This window comes from Desulfuromusa kysingii (assembly GCF_900107645.1).
GTDB lineage: Bacteria > Desulfobacterota > Desulfuromonadia > Desulfuromonadales > Geopsychrobacteraceae > Desulfuromusa > Desulfuromusa kysingii.
In genome coordinates, this window is record NZ_FNQN01000011.1 from 30,297 (window position 1) to 52,488 (window position 22,192).

General features: G+C 48.4%; 9 protein-coding genes. All 9 read right to left on the reverse strand.

What is annotated here, in order from left to right; genetic code table 11:
• Window positions 1-72: 72 nt before the first annotated feature.
• The 9 genes from BLU87_RS15160 to BLU87_RS15200 all read right to left on the reverse strand — a co-directional run bounded on the left by BLU87_RS15160 (window position 73) and on the right by BLU87_RS15200 (window position 22,140).
• On the reverse strand, window positions 73-1,065 hold the full coding sequence (locus BLU87_RS15160) for an NAD-dependent epimerase/dehydratase family protein (protein WP_092350364.1): 993 nt from the start codon (window positions 1,063-1,065) through the stop codon (window positions 73-75).
• Window positions 1,062-2,732 (reverse strand): fatty acid CoA ligase family protein, encoded by a 1,671-nt coding sequence (locus tag BLU87_RS15165; protein WP_092350366.1) that lies wholly within the window; start codon window positions 2,730-2,732, stop codon window positions 1,062-1,064. Before BLU87_RS15165 ends, BLU87_RS15160 begins: the two co-directional genes overlap by 4 nt.
• A gap of 3 nt (window positions 2,733-2,735) precedes the next feature.
• Entirely contained in the window at window positions 2,736-3,644 is a 909-nt protein-coding gene (locus tag BLU87_RS15170) for an alpha/beta fold hydrolase (protein ID WP_175498424.1), read from the reverse strand.
• A 122-nt stretch (window positions 3,645-3,766) separates the two neighbouring features.
• Window positions 3,767-4,810: a 3-oxoacyl-ACP synthase III gene (locus BLU87_RS15175; RefSeq protein WP_092350368.1), complete on the reverse strand. Its 1,044-nt coding sequence runs from the start codon at window positions 4,808-4,810 to the stop codon at window positions 3,767-3,769.
• Between the two features lie 117 nt (window positions 4,811-4,927).
• Window positions 4,928-6,313, reverse strand: a complete 1,386-nt coding sequence (locus BLU87_RS15180) for a dihydrolipoyl dehydrogenase (protein WP_092350370.1) — start codon at window positions 6,311-6,313, stop codon at window positions 4,928-4,930.
• 18 nt (window positions 6,314-6,331) lie between these two features.
• A complete protein-coding gene (locus BLU87_RS15185; RefSeq protein ID WP_092350371.1) occupies window positions 6,332-6,814 on the reverse strand; it encodes a hypothetical protein in 483 nt (160 codons plus the stop codon).
• Between the two features lie 25 nt (window positions 6,815-6,839).
• Complete coding sequence (locus BLU87_RS15190; protein WP_092350373.1) at window positions 6,840-13,748, reverse strand: type I polyketide synthase; 6,909 nt, start codon at window positions 13,746-13,748, stop codon at window positions 6,840-6,842.
• Between the two features lie 2 nt (window positions 13,749-13,750).
• A complete protein-coding gene (locus BLU87_RS15195; RefSeq protein WP_281242576.1) occupies window positions 13,751-20,572 on the reverse strand; it encodes a type I polyketide synthase in 6,822 nt (2,273 codons plus the stop codon).
• Window positions 20,569-22,140 (reverse strand): PfaD family polyunsaturated fatty acid/polyketide biosynthesis protein, encoded by a 1,572-nt coding sequence (locus BLU87_RS15200; RefSeq protein WP_092350494.1) that lies wholly within the window; start codon window positions 22,138-22,140, stop codon window positions 20,569-20,571. The genes BLU87_RS15195 and BLU87_RS15200 overlap by 4 nt, the downstream gene beginning before the upstream one ends.
• Window positions 22,141-22,192 lie beyond the last annotated feature (52 nt).

The following is a 22,192-nucleotide window of genomic DNA, read 5'->3' on the forward strand; positions in this document are numbered from 1 at the left end:
AGATGAAGTTGATTATTCCCGAGATAAAAGTTGCTCGGAGGAGACCGCCAAAGGGTAATTCCAGCGCGCATATCAATGCTTGCCTTGAAGCCACTCCTGTAAATGACCGAGACCTTCCGCAATTGATACGTCAGGACGATAACCCAAGTCATTCTTGGCAGCGGTAAGGTTGAACCAATGTGAAGTCGAAAGTTCTTTAGCAACAAATCGGGTCAGCCGCGGCTCTGTCGAGATTCTCAACCCTTGATAACAGCGCTCCAAAAACCATCCAGCAGCATAAGCGATTGAAGGAGATACAGTTTTGTTAATCGGTTCCACACCGCCGACAGCGAGAATCTTGTTAATCATATCCCAAAGCGGCAAAGGCTCGTCATTAGCAATAAAATATGCCTTTCCAGCACAGGAAGAGTCAGCGACAAGGTGTTTAGCGGCAAGGAGATGCGCCTTTGCCGCATTATCAATATAAACCGTATCCACAAGACAGGGACGATCACCGATGCGTCGAAGTGACCCCGCCCTGCCCCGTTCCAAGATACGTGGGACCAGATGGTTATCGTCCGGGCCCCATATCAGATGTGGCCGTAGCGCTACAGTTGCTAAAGAGGTGTCATTTGCAGCGAGTACAAGCTGCTCTGCTTCAGCTTTGGTTTGCGGATAAGCAGACAGGAAATGGTCAGGATAGGGAGCTGATTCGTCGATATTTTCCATATCAGAACCATCAAAAACAACGCTGGGAGAACTGGTATAAACCAAGCGGGTAATAGCACACTTACGACAGGCCTGAATAACGTTTCTAGTCCCCACGACATTGGGTTGATAAAACTGCTCATATCGTCCCCAAACTCCGGCTTTAGCAGCGACATGAAAGACCAGATCACAACCATCAGCCGCATGAACAACAGCGGACTGGTCAGCTAAGTCACCCACAAACTGTTCCACCCCTAAACGGGTAAGTTGCGGATAAATATTACGAGAAAAGGAGCAGACTTCATCTCCTTGCTGGAGGAGCTGCATCACTATGGCTTTACCGAGAAAACCGCCTCCACCGGTAACCAGAACCTTCATAACATCCTCTCATTGGCCCAGAGAGAGAGTTTCTCTCGGAATATCTTAGCATTGTGACGGATATCGACCGGGAATCCTGGATGAATCAAGAAATGCTCAATATTTTTGGTCATCACATGGTTCTTGGCAATCTCTTTCAACTCCGCTATAAGCCGCTTCTGTTCAGCACGATTAAGTTTCTGTTCCGTCTCGACACAGATGACTGGCTGTTGTTCCCCGTCTGGACCGACAGCGACAACCAGTGCGCTGCGGAAAACGTCATTGTGGTGGTTGAAAATGGCTTCACAAGGGATGGTAAAGAGGGTCCCCTGTGGCGTGACAACGCGGTGTGCCTTGCGCCCACAAAACCAGATTCTCCCCTGCTGATCCCGATAACCAAGATCTCCCATCCGATGAAAAAAATCATCTCCACCAGCGACAGGGATTTTTGCTAACCGGGTGGAATCGGGGCGATTAAAGTAACTTCGGGTGACTTGCGGCCCTTTGACGACGATCTCACCAATCTCGCCATCAGGGGTTTTTAAATTTTCCTGCCAAGATGAGATTTCATCATCGTTAATGTCGATAATTTCAAGTTGAATATTGTCCACAGGGTGACCAACACAAACCCCTCTCCCCTGCTCCGTAGCAAAACGTGTTTCGTGAAGGATCATCTCACTGCCGATAGAGCAGACCGGAAGTGATTCCGTTGCTCCATAGGGGGTAAAAATCTGCACACCGGGGTTAAGCATGAGCGTAAATCGCTCCAACTCTCTAGCGGGAACCGGAGCCCCGGCAGAAATCACTCTTTTCAACGATGGCAATTTGACACCCTGTTTTTCACCATACAGACCAACGCGACGAATCAGGGCCGGCGAACCGAACATGGTGGTCGCATTAAAACGCTTGATGGCATTAATAATGTTTTCAGGATCAACAGCACCTGGACGGGTAAAATCCATTTCTGGGATCACAGATGTCATTCCTAATGCTGGCGCAAACAAGGCAAACAACGGAAAGGTTGGTAAATCGACCTCTCCAGATGTAATCTGGTAAGCATGTTTTAAAGCATCAACCTGCGCAATGAAGTTCCCGTGGCTATACACTGCACCTTTAGGGACTCCTGTACTGCCACTGGTGAACAGAATCGCGGCCGTTTCAGATTTTTCGGTGTTGACTGTTTCAAAGTGATGACTTTTTGCAATGGGGGCAATCATTTTCTCTAAGTTCGTCCCCCCCCAAAACAACCGTGGCCCAATCGTAAGAATGATCTTCAGACTTGCTTTTCCCCAACCGAGTAACAATCGAGCAACTTGCGCTTTCGGGATACCGATAAAGGCCTCGGGTTCCGCCTCCTCCAGGCAAACCTTCAGATTCTTAACCCCCATGCCGGGATCGATGAGGATAGGAACAGCGCCAACCTTAAACAGGGCGAAAGTCAAAGCAAAAAAGTCAAGACTGGGCTTAACCATAAGAACAGTGCGAACACCGCGCTTAATCCCGATGGACTCCAACCCTGCAGCGGTCCGATTGCTTTGCTGTTCAAGCTCAGCATAGGTCAGGCTCTGATAAAGAGGCTGATTGTTTTTATTGCGTTTATAAGGAAAATGAACGGCCACTGTGGTGGGTTGCTTTGCAGCCATAGCCGGCAAATGGGCCGCAATGTTAAAACTTTGAGATCCAGACATAACTTATCTGCCTGATGCTTGTAACGGGTTATCCTGCAAAAACTTGCTGATTATGGGTAAAACATCGTCTTTTGCATCTTCAAGAATGTAGTGACCGCAATCGGCAAAGGAATGAACCTCTGCCCGAGGAAACAACCGCTCCCATTCGCTGAGAAAGTTACGATCAAAAACAAAATCCTTTTCCCCCCAGCAAATACACATAGGGACATCCCTAAACAAAGACAATCCGGCTTCAACCTGACGAATCAAATCGAACCCAACGTCACCTTCATGTAACGGAATATCCTGAATAAAGCGCAAAGTCGCGACACGATGCTGCCAGTTATCGTAGGGACTACAATAAATCTTTCGTAGCTCGGAAGACATCCGTTTGCGCTTGCAACCGACAAAGGCTGCCCCACGTGCAAAGATGTTAAATCCCTGGACAAGAAACGGTCCCAATTGAGTATCTCTGCAAAGTTTCAGGGCAAAGGGGAATTTTTTCGTTGTCGGTAGATGAAATGCCGCCGTATTAAGGACAACCAAACGGGCAATTTTCTCAGGATAACGTATCGCCCAAGCCATGCCAATCATCCCCCCCCAATCGTGAAGAACCAGAGTGATCTTCTTTTTCAACTTGAGGCTTTGGAGGAAGTTATCAAGGTCGTCTACCCGTTGCTTTAAGGTGAAAGAATATTGTGAATCAACAGGTTTGTCAGATAAACCACAACCTATATGGTCGGGGACAATAACCCGATAATCACTCCGCAACTGGCGTACAAGGTGACGATAATAAAAAGACCAGGACGGATTCCCATGCAACATCACCACGGGATCGCCTCGCCCCTCATCCAAGTAGTGATATTTCAATCCGTTAAGATCAAAATAATGATTTTCAAACGGGTATTCAGATTTAAACAAAGGCGAGTTCATAATATTCAATCGTCATCCAGTTATTCATGCCGTCTGACTAAATTGTTTAATCATCCGGCAAAGCGTCATATCTCATAAAAAGGCAGCAACACGACAAGGCGATTTTTATTGCAGCGTCATGATCACCATTGGATTGCCATCATCAGACAATTAAGGCCGCTACCAATCCCGAGGAAGCCAACCAGATCGCCCGGTCGTAACTCATCACGTTCTTTGGCAATCGCAGCCGTAATCGGTAAAGAGACCGTTCCCATATTGCCTAAGAACTCAAAGGTTGGAAAGTCCTTCGCAGGGTCAACACCTATTGTTTGCAAAATGAGTTTCTGGTGCGCTTCACCCACCTGATGGCAAATCACTTTATCAATCCGGTCTGCGGTGATTCCAAGTTCCTTGGAAAATGCTTCCCAGGTACGCTTCCCAAGTTCAACGCCATGCTTCATCACAGCGACAGCATCGGTTTGCATATATGGGATATGGTTCTCAGGTGAAACAGCGTTGATTCCCCATCGACACAGCTTATGATATTGCGGTTCAGCGATATTGACGCCACCGAGTAACTTCGGTCGTCGCGAAGGCGAAAAAGAGCCATCAGTCAGCAACACGGCAGCAGCCCCAGAGCCACCTGTCAAGGTCGCCAGTGAGGTCGTGAACAGTTCCATTGAGGGGTTATCCAGCATCTTCTGGATCATGATCTCGTTGATTTCTCTTGAACTTTCACACGCAACAACCAGCCCCGCACGAATCTGCCCCAGTTCAATCCGATTGGCAAGATCGAGAACCCCATTGAGAACCCCAAGGCAGGCATTTGAGGTATCGTATATAGCAGCATTCCCCTGGACGCCAAGAGCGGCGGCAATTTGACATGCGGTAGCTGGCTCAAAATGCTCACGACAAACCCCGGCATAAACAACGGCACCAATATCCTGAGCTGAAATATTGCGCTCTTGTAAAGCTTTTTTTGCGGCAGATATAGCACCCTGGGAAATAGGTGTATTGGGTTTCCACCAGCGTCTCTCACGAATTCCAGTCAAAGCTTCCAGCTGTCCCGGAGAGATATGCAAAGCCTCATACATTGGACGCAAACGGCTTTCAAGTTCCGTTGAGGTTATGACAATCGGAGCCAGTTCATAACCGACAGATTCTATATATACTCTTGAATACTTCATCTCATCTTTTCTTCTATTGCAAAAACGATAATAATGTCAGGGCGTTCTTGTAACACATAAACACCCAACAGGTGAAGTACCTGCCTCAACAAGAAACAGAAGGTCGTGAATACCAAGCTACTTTAATTGAAACAGTGCATGGTTCAAGGCCGCCTTCATCACCTCTTCCAGAGAAGGATGATAAACCGGCATCTGTAGAATCTCAGCGACGGTCAGGTCATGCTCAATCGCCAATACCAGAGTCTGAGCCATGTGCTCAGCGCCTCGGCCAAAGATTTCTGCACCCAACAAGGAACCATTGGTTTTATCGACATAAACCTGAATCATGCCACGGTGGTCATTATAAATTTCGTGACGTGGTCCTTTAGACATCCGGGCGCGTCCGATGACGATCTGTTCAGGATCAAGATCAGCATAAACGGTTCCAACAGAGGCCATTTGAGGGTCGGTGAAATAGATACCAAGGGCTGATGTTCTCTTCCCCTCTTTTCGCTGTGGATAATTGATCGCGCTGTCTGCGGCGATGCGACCTTCAATGTAAGCCTCGTGCCACAAAGGGAGATCTTCAGTCGCATCTCCAGCAATAAAAACTGGAGCATCACCACACTGCATGGTCAACGGATCATAATGAGGCAACCCCCGATCATCAAGAGTGAGTCCAGAATTCTTCAGGTTCATAGTCCGCAAATTTGAGGCTCTGCCGCTGGCAAGAAGGACCCGTTCATAGGTTCTAACGATGGTTTCGCCCGCTGCGGTCACATAAGTGAGTTCATAGCCTGCCGTCACTTTTTCTGCTTTGGTAAAGTTTCCCTGCGGGATAATGTCAAGTTCCTGTTGCAGCGTTTGCAGAACATCATGTTGCATATCGGGATGGGTAAAAGAGCCAATACGACCACTACGACCATAAAGCGTAGTCTTCACCCCAAGGCGGTGAAATGCCTGTCCAAGTTCCAGAGCGATAACCCCAAGGCCAACCACTGCCAACGATTTGGGGAGATCATCGAGCTCAAAAACAGTGTCGCTGGTATCAAGTTCATCTTGTAAGGGTTCAAATACTGGAGAAATATAAGGGGTTGAACCGCAGGCGAGGATGATTTTATCAGCCTTGACTTGCAACTTGCCATCGACATCAATTGTATGCCCATCAACAAAGGTCGATTTTCCTTCAAGCTTAAATTGATCACCGATGCTATTGACATATTTCAACACGCCACCGACAAATTTATCGGCACGATCTTGCTTTATCCGTTCAAATACCCGCTTGCCGTTAACTTGATAATGGCCATCAATACCAAAATAGCCTCCTTCATCAATGGCGTGGGCTAAGTCTCCTGCGGCAATCAACATTTTACTCGGCATACAACCAACTCTGGCACATGTTGTGCCGTAAGGTCCGTGTTGAATCAGCAGCAAGCTATCGGTCTTTTTCCTGATGCGGCTGAAAGCGCCAAGACCTGCCGTTCCAACTCCAAGTATGACATATTCTACTTCACGTATTTCCATCTGTATCTCCCCATATTTTCAATTTAACGGAATAGAAATATTGACTTTGCCACCATCGACCTTATCGACTAAAACCTCATTATCGGCGTCCAGCAAAACTCCGCCGCTTATTTTTACTTTACGCTTTTCTGCCGCTTCATCTTCACCCTGAGGCGGTAACTGAGTAAGAAATTCATCTTCTGCATCAGCATCTATTTGTTTTAAAAAACCATCAGACAGAGTCAAATCAACCGCGGGCTGAGAGCTCTCCTCTATAGTAACGGGCTCCGCCACAACAGGAACAGAGTTAACAACCTCTAGCGGCTGTTGCACTTCTTCAACGCTAGCCTCAACTTTAACCGGTTGCTCAGCGGTAGTAGTGACTGCTTTGGGCGAGTCAACTTTAGCAGCAGCTGGTTGCTGTACGGTTGGTGTCGGTGGTGAGGTTTCTTCCCCCTGACAACCCAAAACAGACAGAGCTACCAAAACCACCATCAATAATTTAAAGATATTGTTCGTCATCTTCAGCACCTTCTTTAATTCTGAACTAAGCTCGTAAACAGATTGTGAAATCTTTAAGCTGATAAATAATTTTACTATCTACAGAGAGGAAACCATCAGCATGCAGTATGCGTCTATCATTATCAATTGCGGTAATCACCGCCTCAACCTTGACCTGGCGGTTCGTTGGGATAATTTGACCACGATAATTCCAGCTATGCTGCTCGCCGCAAACAACTGATTCAAACTGTGATTTTTCGTCAACACCCCATTGCTTAGCAGCGACAACCTTTAGCAACTGTAAAAACGATTCAAGCCCTAGAGACCCTGGGCAAACAGGATCTTGATAGAAATGGGCCTTAAAAAACCACTCCTCGGGGTTAACTTTTTTGACCCCACGGATATAGCCTAAACCATGAGGACCACCCTGGGGTGAAAAGCACTCTATAGCATCAATCATCCGCATTTTCTCATCAGGATAAGGGAGTTTATGAGGAAAACTGAACTGTTCTGTGCCATCTTCCTCTGCACTGGTCACCTGATAGAGAGTTGCGCCCTGCACACCCACTTGCTGAGCTAAAGATTGCTTAGAAAAGAAGCCAAATACGGTATCACCGCTATAGACAGGACCCTTGCTATCACTGACGGTAAAATCATAAGCCTGGATAATCATTCCACCACTGCTGGATATCCGGGTAATCTTAACATCGATCGTCAAGGTTCCTGATTGTGCAGTCACTGGACGGTGTTGCACCGCATTACCATCGAGATTACGGAACGAAAGATCCGTCTCGCTAGTCAAAGCAGAGCCCAGATAAGCCGCCAGCCAACCACAGGGTTGCAGTCCAATTTCCAAGAGGACACAGAACGGCATATAACTCTGTCGGTTAGCAGCAAAATACCAGGCATCCGCAGGGACATCATATTCGGCTGTTACGGTAACGCCTTCAACCAACTTCCAAGGTTCACCATTGATAGCGACAATCCGATCCAGAAACTGAAAAGGTGGTCCCGGCAACCGGGCAATTTTTCGTTCAGTATCAAAGACACGATAAGGCTCACCAAATGCTTCCGATGGCTTGCCAATGGCAAACGCAGTAATCCGCTCTGTATCATAGAGAATTTTCTTTGATAGAGAACGCGTGCGGTCAGAATCATTCGATAGCCAGAGCGATTCGACCTTGTGTCGATCCAACCCTGCCAGACGGGCGGACATATCAGGGATCTCAACAATGGGATGACCATCAGCAAACATCAACGCATCGACAATGGCAAAGGGTTCAGGGCGATAACCAAGCTCTTTGATGCTGACCTGATAGGTAACAGTTTTTGTCGTTGCGATCACTTGCCCTCGACACTTTAACCCACTATCGACACCAGGAACCGGTTCACACCAGGTTTCTCCTTCAGGCCCGACCCATCCCATGCGTAACAAGAATATTCGCAACGTATGCATACAGCATTCATACATTAAAGTGCCAGGCATGACCTGATCATCAACAAAATGACAGGTCAAAAACCAATCATCGGGGTGGATATCCATCTCTGCAGTGATTTGGCCGAGGCCGTAACGCCCCCCCTGCGGGTCCAACTTAATGACCCGATCGACCAGCTTCAATTGACCTCCGGGTAAGGTATAGGGACGGAACGGTAAAGTCGCAAATTGACGGCCAAAACAGCCTTGCAAATCGCCAGCATACAGGGCGTTAACTTGCGCTTCGTTATAGGATTCCAAGGCTAAGGAGAGCGGTTGTTGCCAATTCTCCGGTAATCGTCCTGGTTGTGGAGCTAAATCCAGTTTGGTATGGACAATGCCCTTCCCTGCCGCCAAATCCTCTGCAGTGAAAAAACCGGCACAACCATTGCGCATCGACAGTAACGGTTCACCGTTAACGGTGCCTTCAAAATTGAAACGAAACAGATAGGTTTGATCCTGACGGAAGAACTCTTCAATCTTAATATCGTAACGAATCGTATCGCCGACAACCGGTAAGCCACGGTGGAAAGTGACAACCGCATCGAGGAGACGATAGACAGCCAACCCCTTACTGATAAAGTCTATTCCCAGATAAGCTGAAAGGAAGAGGTCGGCCTGTCCTGCTTCGACTGCGACACAGGTAGGGATACGACCGCCATCCAGATACCAGCGGTCTGCCGTGACGTCATGCTCAGTGACAACTCGACCATGGGTCATCGACCGGGGTACCCCTTCAACTTCGAGGATGCGATCCACCAGCATCAGCGGTCCATCAGGAAGACGCACTCGCGTTGGATAAGTATCGACCTCAGCAAAATCAGGTCCAAGCATCTTGGCAACAGAGCCAATAGCAAACTCCATACACATGGAACGGTCAAAAGCGACTTGCGGCAAAAGAGGTGGCGTTTTCACAGCAGCTGGAGCAGTGGGGGCAGATAACGGGAGAGCTGCGCTAAATGAAGATGAAGACGAGATGGGCTCACCCTGATCAACCAACTGTTGCAATAATGAAGATTGCAAAGAGATATTATCCGCTAAGGCCTCTTCCATCGACTTTGAAAAACCAAGATAGGCTTCGTGAGCAGCTATATTGGCCGTCAGATTCAATTGAAATTGCGCCACAGCAGAAGTTGAGACGTCTGCAGCAAGAATCGGTTCAGAAGCAGTCTCAGGGGCAGGATCAGGATCCGTTGTTTCTTCAACTGTTACATTAATGTTTGGTTGATAGTCGACTTCATTTAAAGGAGTATTCATTTTTTTAATTGCAACGAGATCAAAATCATCACCACCAATAGTGGTGTCGATACGGTATGCTGATATTTCATCCTGTTGGGGAACTCTCGCGAGTGCGGGGTAAAGTTTATTCAGGTCAACCTTGACCCTTTCAGCAAGACAACTACCTAACAACCTGAGCACTTGCGTCGTCGCTTCCAGACCAGGAGCACAAATAGATCTTGTCAAATGGGGTTGTCCTTCAAGAATACTATCGATCATCCGACAACAGGAAGATCCCGGCCCAACTTCAAGGAAGATCCGCGCACCATCAGCATAAAGTTGTTCGATCACGCGAGGGTAGTCAATGGTGTCAAGGGCTTGTGCGAGAATAACATCGGCAGCATTAGCTGAGGTCAGAGGATACTTTTTACCCAATGCGCAACTATAAAAATCAATATTTTGTGGAACAGTGACATCAAAAAGGTGCAGATTTCGATAAGCATCCGCGACCGCCTGTGTCACTTCACAATGGACAGTCGTCACGCCGTGAAGCGGGATAAAGTGACAACCAAGCTCAGCAACGAGTTGTTCCACCTGATCGCGATTCCCACCGATCACAGATTCCCGGTGCGTATTAACAATGAGGAGATAGACCTGCTTTTTCCCTTGCAAACATTCACGGACCTTATGCGCAGGCAGATTCACCATCCCCAAGACCCAATCAACAGACTGGTCAGATCGAAGCCCCCAGGTCCGCTTCGCGGCACGGCATTCCCCGGCGAGTTCTTCAGTAAACAGGGGCGATTCATGCAGCCGCTGTAACATGCCATCACGGTCCTTCCAGGCGCCAGAAGAAAACAGACCAGCGGATTCCCCTAAGCTATAACCACTGATCATCTGCGGTTGAATACCGAATTGGCGGAGTAAATCGTTAAGGGCAGTGCACTGAGCAACGTGAGAAATCACCAAAGCGTTGTGATTATCCTGAGTTGCTTCTGCAAGTTCCTGTTTCCAGAAATATTCAGGGAGATATTGATCTGCAAGGTACTGGTTGTGCTTATCTTGTTGCCGGTAAATTTCAGGCCAGAGAGCCGATAATTCACGTCCCATACCGGCATAATGATTTCCTGAGCCAGGAAAAACAAAAGCGACTTTACCGGTGACACCAATAGGCTTTGGTGAATAAAAGATTCGGTCTCTAGCAACGGCATCAAGAGTCAAACCCTTTTCAACACCAATTGGTTGGGAGGGGTTTGCTGTGATCGCTTTATGCGCATAAGTGAGCTGAGAATCAAGGGCCGTCGTACTGGCAGCAACAAAGCTCAAACAAAGAGGCTGAGCCTGGTCCAGAGGATTTTGTACAAACCATAAACGGGCGAGATGATCAATCGGGAGATCTTGGTTTTTCTGAGTAAATTGACGTAATAAATCAACTTCATGTAGAAGCTCTTTAACCGATGCCGCTTCAACAACAAATAAACCTTCCGGCAGCATTCCCAGCGATCGACCAGACGACTTGAAAATCTCATGGTCAGAGTCGCCACCCGCCTCCTGGAGGAGAACTTGCGAGCACGAACCATCACCACCAATACCACTCACTAAAGCCCGTCGCGGACCATCTGCATTATTGTGCAACCAATATTGTGGCGCGGGTGAAAGTAATGATTGTGCAGAATTTAAAAAGGTTAAATTCTGCTCTGGGGGTAAAATCCTCTGCTGTAAACAAAGTGCTGTCTTGATTAAAGAAGCCAATCCAGCAGCTGCGCCAGCGTGACCAATAGCCGCCTTGACACTCCCTACTTTACAGCGGTAGCTGTGTGGATTTTGGCGGCTCAGGGCTTTAATCACGTTTAATTCAAGATGGTCATTTGCCGGCTGACCACTCCCGTCGGCTTCAAAATAAGAGATTGTATCAGCTGAAACATTGCTGTTCTGACAGGCAATCTCAATCGACTTGGAGTAGCTGCTTTCATCAGGAGCACAGTTATAGATTTCACCACCAATAGCTGAGCCGGTACCATTGATGACAGCATAGATCTGATCGCCATCCTGCCGTGCATCATCGAGACGCTTTAAAATAACAGCAGCAGCACCCTCACCGATTAATGATCCCTGAAAAGATCCCTCACGGTACTTGCTCAGAACCGCACGGAGATCTCCCGCCAAGTCAACCGCCCCGACAATGGCACGATTAATTGAACCTTCCTGAAGCGAATGGATTCCAACTTCGAGTGCTTTGAGACCTGAATTTTCTTCAGCGGAAAGAGTGAAGCTAGGACCGCCGATACGGAACTCTTTGGCGATACGACTGGCAACGACACTTCCCAGCGCTCCCATGGTCCGATTAGCCGTTAAGGCCGGTCCAGCCTTTTCACGGAGTTCCTTGAGCCATACAGCAAATTCCTGCTCATCAAGCTGAAGCCCTAGATCTGCAGCCCACTTTCGAGCATACTTTTGCAATCCCCACCGGAAACTGAAATTTGTTGCATTCAAGTCGAGCCCACTGCCGATATAGACGCCGGAAAACAGCAGATCTTTATCGGTTAAATGTGCATCTTTGAGCGCCGCTGCGGCAATTTTCAACATCAGCAGTTGCCGTGGCAGCATCTCCTCCTGTTCCTTTGGAGGAATACGGAAATCTCCGGGAGCAGCGAATACTTCGGGGACAAAATAACCACGGAAATTGATTTTATCGAATCCTGCTCGATGATACCAATCACATTGCTGTGCCCCCCACCAATGTTTCGGAGTTTCAGGCTGATGACGATCACCGCCACCCAAGACCCGGTGCTGAAACTTTTCTAGATTGTCCCAAGGGCCGAATTGTGCGGCCATCCCCACAATAGCGACAGGTTGACGCTTTTGCTTAAATGACGGATGTAGTCGCACTGTCGTTTTGGGGATATCCTGAGTCGTCCACTCTTCAAGTAATAAATGCGCATTGATCCCACCAAAACCGAAAGCACTCACGGCGGCGCGACGTGGCAAACCACCTTTTCTGGCCTCCCAGCGCTTCGCTTTACTCAGGATTTGGAATGGACTCTTAGCAAAGGAAATACCCGTAGCCGGTTGATTAAAGTTGGCCGTCGGTGGCAAAGTCTGCTTGTCCATGGCAAGGAGAGTTTTGACCATAGCAGCCGAGCCCGCAGCGGTCAGTAAGTGGCCGATATTTGCTTTGACCGAGCCGATCACACACTGTCCCGAACGCCAGCCGCGCTCCTGCCACAACTGTTGTAAGCTGGAGAATTCAACTGCATCACCAACCGGAGTCCCCGTAGCATGGCACTCGATCAGATCAACATCATCAGGCTCCCATCCTGCCTGCTGATAAGCTGCCTTCATCGCTCTTAACTGCCCCTCAGCAGCCGGAGCCAGAAGATTCCCACCAAGATCATTGGATAGTCCTATGCCACGAATAACTGCATGTATGTGATCACCATCACGAATCGCATCCTGTACCCGTTTGAGCATCACCAAACCGCAACCTTCGCCAACCACGAGACCATTTCCAGCCCGATCAAAGGGGGAGCAAGTACCATTAGGAGACAAAGCACGCAACTGTGAGAAACCCATTTGCGTATACAATGAATCGGGGCGAGAAAGACCACCCGCTAGCATGGCATCGGCCCGGCCAGATTGCAGCTCATCGACCGCGAGTTTGATCGCATAGAGGGAAGAGGCACAAGCCGCATCCACGGTGAAACAGGTCCCTTCAAAGCCTAGTGTCTTTGCAAGCAGTCCTGCCGGAAGACCAGCGACATAATGATTGATAGGGGCGACAGGAGATTCATCCAGAGTGAGCTTTTGATCGGTCAGTTTTTCCAGAAAAGTGTGCCCGAGAAAATCCCTTGCCAAGGCTGACGACTTTTCAGTCGGCAGAGCAAGATTACCAATAATAATACCAGCACGACTGCGATCGATCTTGCTGCCATTCACGGAAGCGAAAGTGTCGTGCCCAACTCGCAAGAGGAGCCGAAACATCGGGTCTAATGCTGACAAAAAGGTGGGATCTAGCTCCAGCCCCGGGATTTTTGTTGTATCGACCTCATCATCAATAAAGCAGGCTTTTTGCGAATAAACCTTGTCTGCAGCGCCCACCTGTGGATCGTAGATTTCATCAGGTGAGAGCAGCCAACGACCCTCTGGTGGTTTCCGGGAGGTATTAACATTGCCGACGATATTATCCCAAAAACGTTCCAGGGTCGGTGAGCTTGGAAACATCCCACCGACCCCGACGATAGCAACAGATTTTGCGTGCAACATTTTCAAGCAACTCCAGTCAACTTATTGCGCTGGAACGTTAGATTCAAAGATGCGTCAATGACACATTCATATTTTTCTAACCTGGCAACCAACAGACCACTGAGAGGATCAACGAAGTCAATATTAGCTATGGCTCGTTGTTGATTCTGTTTAATGATATGGACTCTCACTTCAACATCGTTCTCAGGGAACTTCTGTTGATACTGTCGATAACGGCCAGCATAAACAGGTAGTGAGCCAGCTTGATATTGTTCAAAACCCCACAGGATCAGCATTTGAAAACTACCATCCAAAGTCAGCGGATCTGCCAACCAGGAGTTGCGCAGCGGTTCTGCAATCCAACGACTGGGCAACGGGGCCGTATCCACTAAGGCACTGATCCCATCATCGGAGCAGCCAATAACCTTGCGGATCCCCTGAAAATCATCGCCATGAAAAAGGCGTTCAGGCTGATAGACCTGACCGATTGGGTGGGGATATGAAGATAAGGACAATGGCTCAGCTGCTTTCTGCCGTGCAGGCAAGCGAGAAGCCAGGACAATTTTTGCCCGGGCATGAGGAATGATGTGACCGTGGGAATCAGAACTTGCTAGTTCAACCGGAACGACGTGAACTCCGTCACCCTTAATGGCCTTACCGGTCATGACTTGCAAATGAAGGCTTTGTTGTGACTCGAGAATGACACCTTTAAGAATACGTAGGTCATTGAAGCCCTGGAATGTGAGACCGGGGTTATTATGGATAGCACCATGAGCCAGCCATTCAATAATCACAGCCATCGGCAAGACGGCTTTTCCATCCATAACATGTGACTTCAGAAATGGATATTGTTGCACATCAAGTTCCAGGTCAAAAGCCTTTGAAACACAAAGGTTTTGTGGTGGTTCAGTGGCTTCTTCAATCTGCGACTCGGCATCGCCGCCAGAGATGACAAGTTCGACAGGCCCACTCGTAGGGGTGGCTAATTCGTGGATCAGATATTCAGAACCAGCGCCAAGATCAATGACATCAATCCCTTCCTGAGAGAAGACTTTTTTCAAAGCCGCAGTGACCATTCCTCCATCCCAAGGCCCCCAGTTCAAAGATAAAACTTTACAATCTGGCCGTTGTTGAGCTTGCTGATCGGCCATCTTATTGAGGACTTCATTGGCGACAGCGTAGTCGATTTGCCCCACCCTGCCAAAGCGTCCTGTTGAAGATGAGAACATGACCATTAATTTCAGATCATCATCACCTATCGCATTGAGTAGGTTACGTAAACCTTCAACCTTCGTTGAATAGACGCGCTCAAATTGCTCAAGGGTTTTTTCTGTTATCAGTTTATCTGCAAGGACACCGGCCCCGTGGATAAATCCCTTAACTGGCCCATATTGTTCTCTAAACTCATCAATAAGTGCATTGACCGCCTGTTGTTGACGTAAATCAACTGAGCGATAAATAGCGGTTCCTCCAGCATTAGTGACCCTTTCGAGGGTCTTCCTGATTTCTCGTGCAGCCATAATCTGATTAAATTGGCTTGCAACTTCAAGAGGCTTAAGCGCCATATTTGCTTGTGCCAGGATCGCCTTTTTGATCTCGGCTTCCTTTTTCAACCCCGACAACCACGCCGGTTCAGTCTCAGGGACGCCACTCCGCCCTAGCAACAATAACGTTGCCTTGGTTGAGGCGCTGAGCGCAACGGCCACTTCTGCTGTCACACCACGACCACCACCGCTGATAACAACCAGATCATCAGCGCCGACCGGAACCGGGTCCAAACTGTCGGCAAGTGGTTCTGAAACTAACTCCAAGGCATGTAAACCTTGGGTACTAATCCCTACCTCTATTGGGCTGAGGTGGAAAATTTCATCGACAATTGCTGTGGCCGTTGACAGGATTTCCATCCCCATCGCGAGATCAAGAGCTTTACAATGGATGGCAGGCCATTCCAGCGCTACAGTCTTGCTCAATCCGGCTAAACCACCAGAGAGAGCATCGTTGATCGTTTCGGCGGTTCCCAAACCAAAATAGCCATTAACCCGCGAAACGGTGACCAGAAAAGAGCCACCATCATTGCTACTGGTTTGCAGAGCAACCGCGACTTTTTGTAACAACCTGAAAGAGTCACGATAGAACTGATCGCTGGCCCCAGACAACGGCGCAAGAATAACAAGCCCAGCCAATGTTGCTGGTAGAGAAATTTTATCGACCTCAGAAACTTTAATCTTTCGTGGGATCAGTTGCCGTCCGGTTAAACGTGAACAAACGGCATCAGCCAGAGAAGAACCGTCATCCGTTATCCAGACTTCAGCACCAGCAGGAAATGAAAACTCCTTGACAGTCCGTTTCTGTGGAATGGTCACAGGGCTGAGAACCTGCCTGATAATCCCCTTGCCACCCTCAACTTCATGACTGTCGATATGAGTTTCTTCTTGTTCAGAACCGGATATCGTCGCAAGAAAGTCAATAATCTGCCCCACAGTTTGCATGGTCCCAAGGTGTTCAGGTTTAATTGCCGGGGCACCGGGTAAGCGCTCCTGTAATGTCGAGAGAATTTCAACCCGCTTGATAGAGTCGATCCCAAGGTCAGTATCCAGAGCCATGTCAAGCTCCAGCATTTCTACGGGATATCCGGTCTTCTCAGCGATCACGTCGAGAAGCACGGTCGATACTTGCTCCCGGTCAAGTTGACCTAATTGCGGTGGTTGTGACTGAGGGGCCGACGCTGTAGTCTCACTTTGATCCGCCTGCTGGCACAAATGATCGATAATCTGTCCCAACGTTTGGAGTACGCCGAGATCTTCCGGGCGGACCGCTGGCAACTGTGGTAATTCCTCCTGTAGAGCAGAGAGAATTTCAACCCGCTTGATAGAATCGATCCCGAGGTCTGTATCGAGCGCCATCTCCAATTCCAGCATATCCACGGGATAACCGGTCTTTTCAGCCACAACATTCAACAAGGCCGACGCAACCGCTGCACTGTCAATACCAGCGACCGGTACAGCAGCAGTGATCGGGGCAACTGTCTGCGCCGCTCCCAAAGACAAGTGTTCGATGATTTGCCCCAGCGTTTGTAAAACTCCGAGGTCCTCAGGACGAACTGCCGGTAATTGCGGTAGTTGTTCCTGTAGTGCAGAGAGAATTTCAACCCGCTTAATAGAGTCAATTCCGAGATCAGTGTCTAGCGCCATCTCCAATTCCAGCATTTCCACTGGGTAGCCAGTTTTCTCAGCCACAACCGCCAACAAGACGGAAGCAATAGCTTCTTGACCGACAGCAGAGACAGAAGCCGGGGGTGTCGTCGATTCTGGCATCCCTGAGACCAGATAATCAACAATCTGCCCTAAAGTCTGTAATGCGCCGAGATCTTCTGGACGAATGGTTGGCGCGGCTGGAAGCTGTTCCTGGAGGGCAGAAAGAATTTCGACCCGCTTGATAGAATCGATACCCAGATCACTATCCAGAGCCATCTCCAGCTCGAGCATTTCAACCGGATAACCGGTTTTCTCAGCAATGATATTGAGGAGCAAAGGTTCCACTGTTGCCGTCGGCGCAGCTTGTTGAGGCGTTTCGACAATCGGTTCGGATGGAGCAGCCGCAATAGCAACCTTAGGTTGTGAAGCTGCAGGAGGGGCAACTTCGGCCTTGGGAGTCATCGGTGATGGTGATACGAATGCAACAGAGTTGGAACCCTGTGAACCTTGGAGCAATTCACGTTGCTGCCCAATAAGCTGCATAAATGATCGGGTTGCGGACTGTTGCCCTTCCAGAAATTGTTGATGAAGTTTCGATGTTTGTTCTTGTAACGACTGTAAAGCCTGCATGCTTTGCTGTGAAATACGTAATGCTTCTTGCAAGTTGTTATTAACAACTGGCGCAACCGAAGGTTGCTGTTGTGCAGGTAAGACAGCAGCGGACCGGTCATCAGCAGGTGGAGTTAGAGAATGGTCAACAACCTGATTGTGTTTAATTTTTAAAGGGGGACGCTTTTCTGGTCGCTTGTAAAAGTTAGCGCCACAGATAGAAACGGATATCCCTCTCTTCTTTGTGCACGAATTGGTTTGGGTCGCAGCATAATTTTCGTCCCAGAGGGATAAACGAACCGGCATACCTAACGCAGCCAATTTTGCTAAAACCCGTGCCAGATCATAACTGCCAGAACGCTTACCATTCGATGAATCGAGGGCTATCGCAGTATAAGGGCGATGACCAAGGATCGCTTTCACCATTCCGGTAAGACGACCGCCGGGACCAACCTCGATAAAGGTTCTAACCCCTGACGCATACATGGCTTCGATTTCAGAAACAAAGTTGACGGGACTCGCTAATTGATCAGCCAACAACGCTTTGATCGCAGCAGCGGTACCTGGATAAGCTGCCCCAGTCGTATTCGAAAACACGTTTTTTGTGGAATCGTTAAAAACAACCTTTTCAAGCCTCTCTGAAAAAGGTTGTGCCGCAGCAGCAATCAACGGGCTGTGAAACGCAGCAGAGACGTCTAACTTTTTATGGCTGATGCCTCTGCGGGTGAGCAATTCAACAGCCTTTTCAATTTCTAAAGTAGCTCCAGAAAGGACGGCCTGGACCGGGGTATTCCGATTTGCCAGGACGAGGTCCAGAGATTCTTCTCGTAGAAAACTTTCAACTTCTTCCAGAGGGGCAGAAACCGCAACCATAGAACCTCGATCACCAACACCCGAAGCCATAAGTTCACCACGTAAACGTGACAGTTGATGTAAGCTCTGCGGGGTAAAAACATCTGCCGCGCAAAGAGCCGTAAGCTCCCCATAACTATGGCCAGCAACGGCGTCAGCAGCCACTCCGAACCTAGCCATAACCCGCTCCGCTGCCAAACTGACAGCTCCAAGTGCTGGTTGAGCAACCTCAGTTGCTTGCAAAGCGGAAACGGCTTTTTGTTGATCCTCAGGAGTAAATTGTGGATGGGGGTAAATTTTATCCGCCAAGAATCCAGGGGGTAAATTGGCACTACTGGAAAATGTCAGATCGGCAGATTCAAAAGCATTTAGGAATTCGGGAAATTGCAGCGCCAGATCTTTCAACATTCCAGGATATTGCGCCCCTTGACCGGGGAACAAAAATGCGCTGGCACCTGTAAACTCACCTTCTGCATAAAAAATTCCGTCAGGAGTCTCCCAAGAGGGTTGACCTTGATTTTTCTCCAACATCATAACGGCATTTTTCAACTGACCGGCACGATCCGTCTGTTCCCTGTCTATTACCAGTAGCAAACGTTTGGAGGCGGACGGTTGATATTTTTTCCGCTGAATGCTCGCATTTAAGCGCAATTGGGACCAATCTTCAATCGTAGAAAAGTCTTTTAATGCGCCCATCAAACCGGCATCATCAGCAGCCGAAAACGGTACAATTTGAACCTCGCCGTCCCAATCTACGATTTGCTTGTCAGACTGGTACTCTTCGAGTAAACAGTGAAAGTTACTCCCACCAAAACCCAGAGCACTGACGCCAGCACGGCGCGGATGGTCAGCCTTGGAAATCCAGGGACGAGCTTCGGTATTGACATAAAAAGGGGTATCCGCAGCCGCCAGGCTTTTTTGCGGATGATCCACCTTAATCGTCGGGGGCAAAATTTTATGATACAGAGCTAAAGATGCTTTGATTAATCCGGCGACCCCGGCCGCAGCTTTGGTATGACCGATCTGCGATTTGATTGAACCTAAAGCACACCAGGGTTTCTCCGCTGTGCCGAAGACGCTGTGTAATGCCGAAACCTCAACCGCGTCACCAACCCGAGTTCCGGTCCCATGGCCTTCAATGAGTTCGATTGTATCTGGAGTCACTCCGCCTTGCTGATACGCCCTTAGCAATGATTTAGCCTGTCCATCCGCATTCGGCTCATAGATAGCAGAACCGCGACCATCACTGGAAGCACCAAGGCCCTTAATTACAGCATAAATATTATCACCGTCACGTTCAGCATCCTCTAACCGCTTTAACACCACAATCCCCAAGCCTTCACCCAGGGTCGTACCATCAGTCTCAGCATCAAAAGGACGAGCGTGTCCGGATGGTGATAATGCGGGTGTTTTACTGAAACAGGTGTACATAAAAATATCGTTAAAAGTGTCTATACCACCAGTAACAACCATGTCAGATCGGCCAGAAGCGAGCTCTAACATGGCAAGGTTTACGGCACTCAGAGAACTCCCACAGGCAGCATCAACGGTGCAGTTCGTTCCACCAAAGTCAAAATGTTTACTGATTCGACCAGCGACAACATTGCCGAGCAGTCCAGGAAAAGAATTTTCCTGCCAAGGGACGTAGGAATCGGAGATTCTTTTGATAACATCCTCAGCCAGCTCTTTTTCCACTCCGGCATCAGCTAAAGCTTCTTTCCAGCGCGGATAACCAAGCCTTGCGCCCAACGGCACAACAAGCTCTAAGGTTCCGGTAATTCCAAGAATAACGCTGACTTGATCACGGTCAAAAGACTTTTCACCAGCGTATCCGGCATCCTTAAGCGCTTGATCAACGGTTAAGAGTCCTAGCAACTGCGAGGTGTCAATCGCCTCAATGGCATTCGGTAAAATGCCATAGTCCATTGGATTAAACTCAACCGGAGACAAGAATCCACCGAGCTTTGCATAGACCTTATCAGCAACTTTCGGATCCTGATCATAATAATCTTCAGCTCGCCAATGGCTGGCAGGGACTTCCGTAATAGCATCGACCCGGTTTTTAATGTTGGTCCAGAACTTCGCTGTATTATCCGCTTGCGGATACATAGAACCAATACCAATAATTGCAACGGGTGCACTGTTTGCTGGCGCATGCGTTGTTTTTACTTTTCCACTGTCAGTATTCAACTGAGAAACTCCTCGATCTCTTCAATTTTCATAGGTATCAACATACTTGAATCAAATTGGAATTGGCGATATTGCGGCTTTAATTGATTCACTCGTGTAAGCACAGCAGCACCAAAAAGAATATTATAGCCAACGCTCACAACTTCACGTTGGGAGACATCTTCTAAAAAAGAACCACGGGTCCACTCATTGAAGGCCCCCATGGATGGACCACACCAGATTTGATAGTCAATCTTTCGTGAGGAATCACCACTATTTGCCCACACGGGTGATTGCCCTAGATACCAGCGAAAGACCAGTGCCATCTTATATTTAGGGTCACTCTCCGCCTTTTCAACTTGGCGTGGGTCACGGACAAGAAAATAACTCCGAGTCTGTTGCCAGATCTCTTCTAGTGGGCTCCGGAAAAAGGTGTTTTCCAATTTTTCCCGCTCCGCAGCGGGAAGTTCATCGATGCTATTGTGTGCACGATAGAGGTCATAAAGTTTTTGTGCCCGGATAGAGAACATAGTGCCACGTTTAATGACCTGAACCTTGACCCCCATCTCGAACATGTCACCAGAGGGTGCCATAGTAATATCAGCCTGACGCGTTTCAGCTAACAGTTGCCTGACCTCATCACAGGTCCCTGATTCGATACAAGCCTGGTTGACAGATCCGGTGACCAAGTAAGCTGCGCCCATAGAAAAAGCTGCGGCCGCAGAGGCTGGGGTTGAGATACCGCCTCCCAAACCAACACGCAGTTTCTGACGATATCGATATTGTTCCTGAAAACGTACTTTTTGATTCAATATGGTTGGAAACAGCGACAATGCCGGACGATTATCCGTATGACCACCAGAATCGGCTTCAACAGTGATATCTTGCGCAACTGGGATCTCCCCTGCCATCTCTGCTTGATCAACGGTTAAATGACCGGCCTCAACCAACTGTCGCAAATATTTTTGTGGCGGCGGCGCAAAAAAGCGGGCGGCAACCTCTTCCCGTGATATTTTGGCAATCACCCGATTCGGAGTAATCACCTCACCTTGTTGATTGCGATAAATTCCATGGGTCCGGTAGCGAACAATTGGAAGGGTTAAAGAGAGAAAAGCAGAAGCCTCAATGAGATGGACATCGCGACGGAGATAAAGTTCAACCAAAGCTTTCTCTAGCTCAGGTTCCGCAGGACTGTGAATGAGATTAAAACCATGGGGAAAGCCACTCTGAGACAACGTCTCAATAGCTTTTTCAACGGTCTCAAGCCCGAGCCCTGCTGCACCAAAAAAACCTAGCATCCCGGCTCGGCCAAACGCTTGCACCATTGGGACTGAACTAATCCCCTTGGCCATGGATCCACCAACATACGGCAAATTAATTTTGTGATCAGAACAGAAACTGGGGTCGCCGAGACTCTCAAGAGGACAAGGAAGAACCATGCCTGAGAAATGCCTACCAGGTTGAAAATGATCAGCATCCGAACTGATCACTCCAGATTGCAACGAAATGTCATCGCCAGCGACACCGTTAACAACATACAGGGGTTTCTGAATATGACGTAATTGGGTTAAAACATCAGTAATGTTCATTGGCCCGACATTATCGGGTTGAAAAGTTCCCAACAAAGGAACTCCCTTCGTA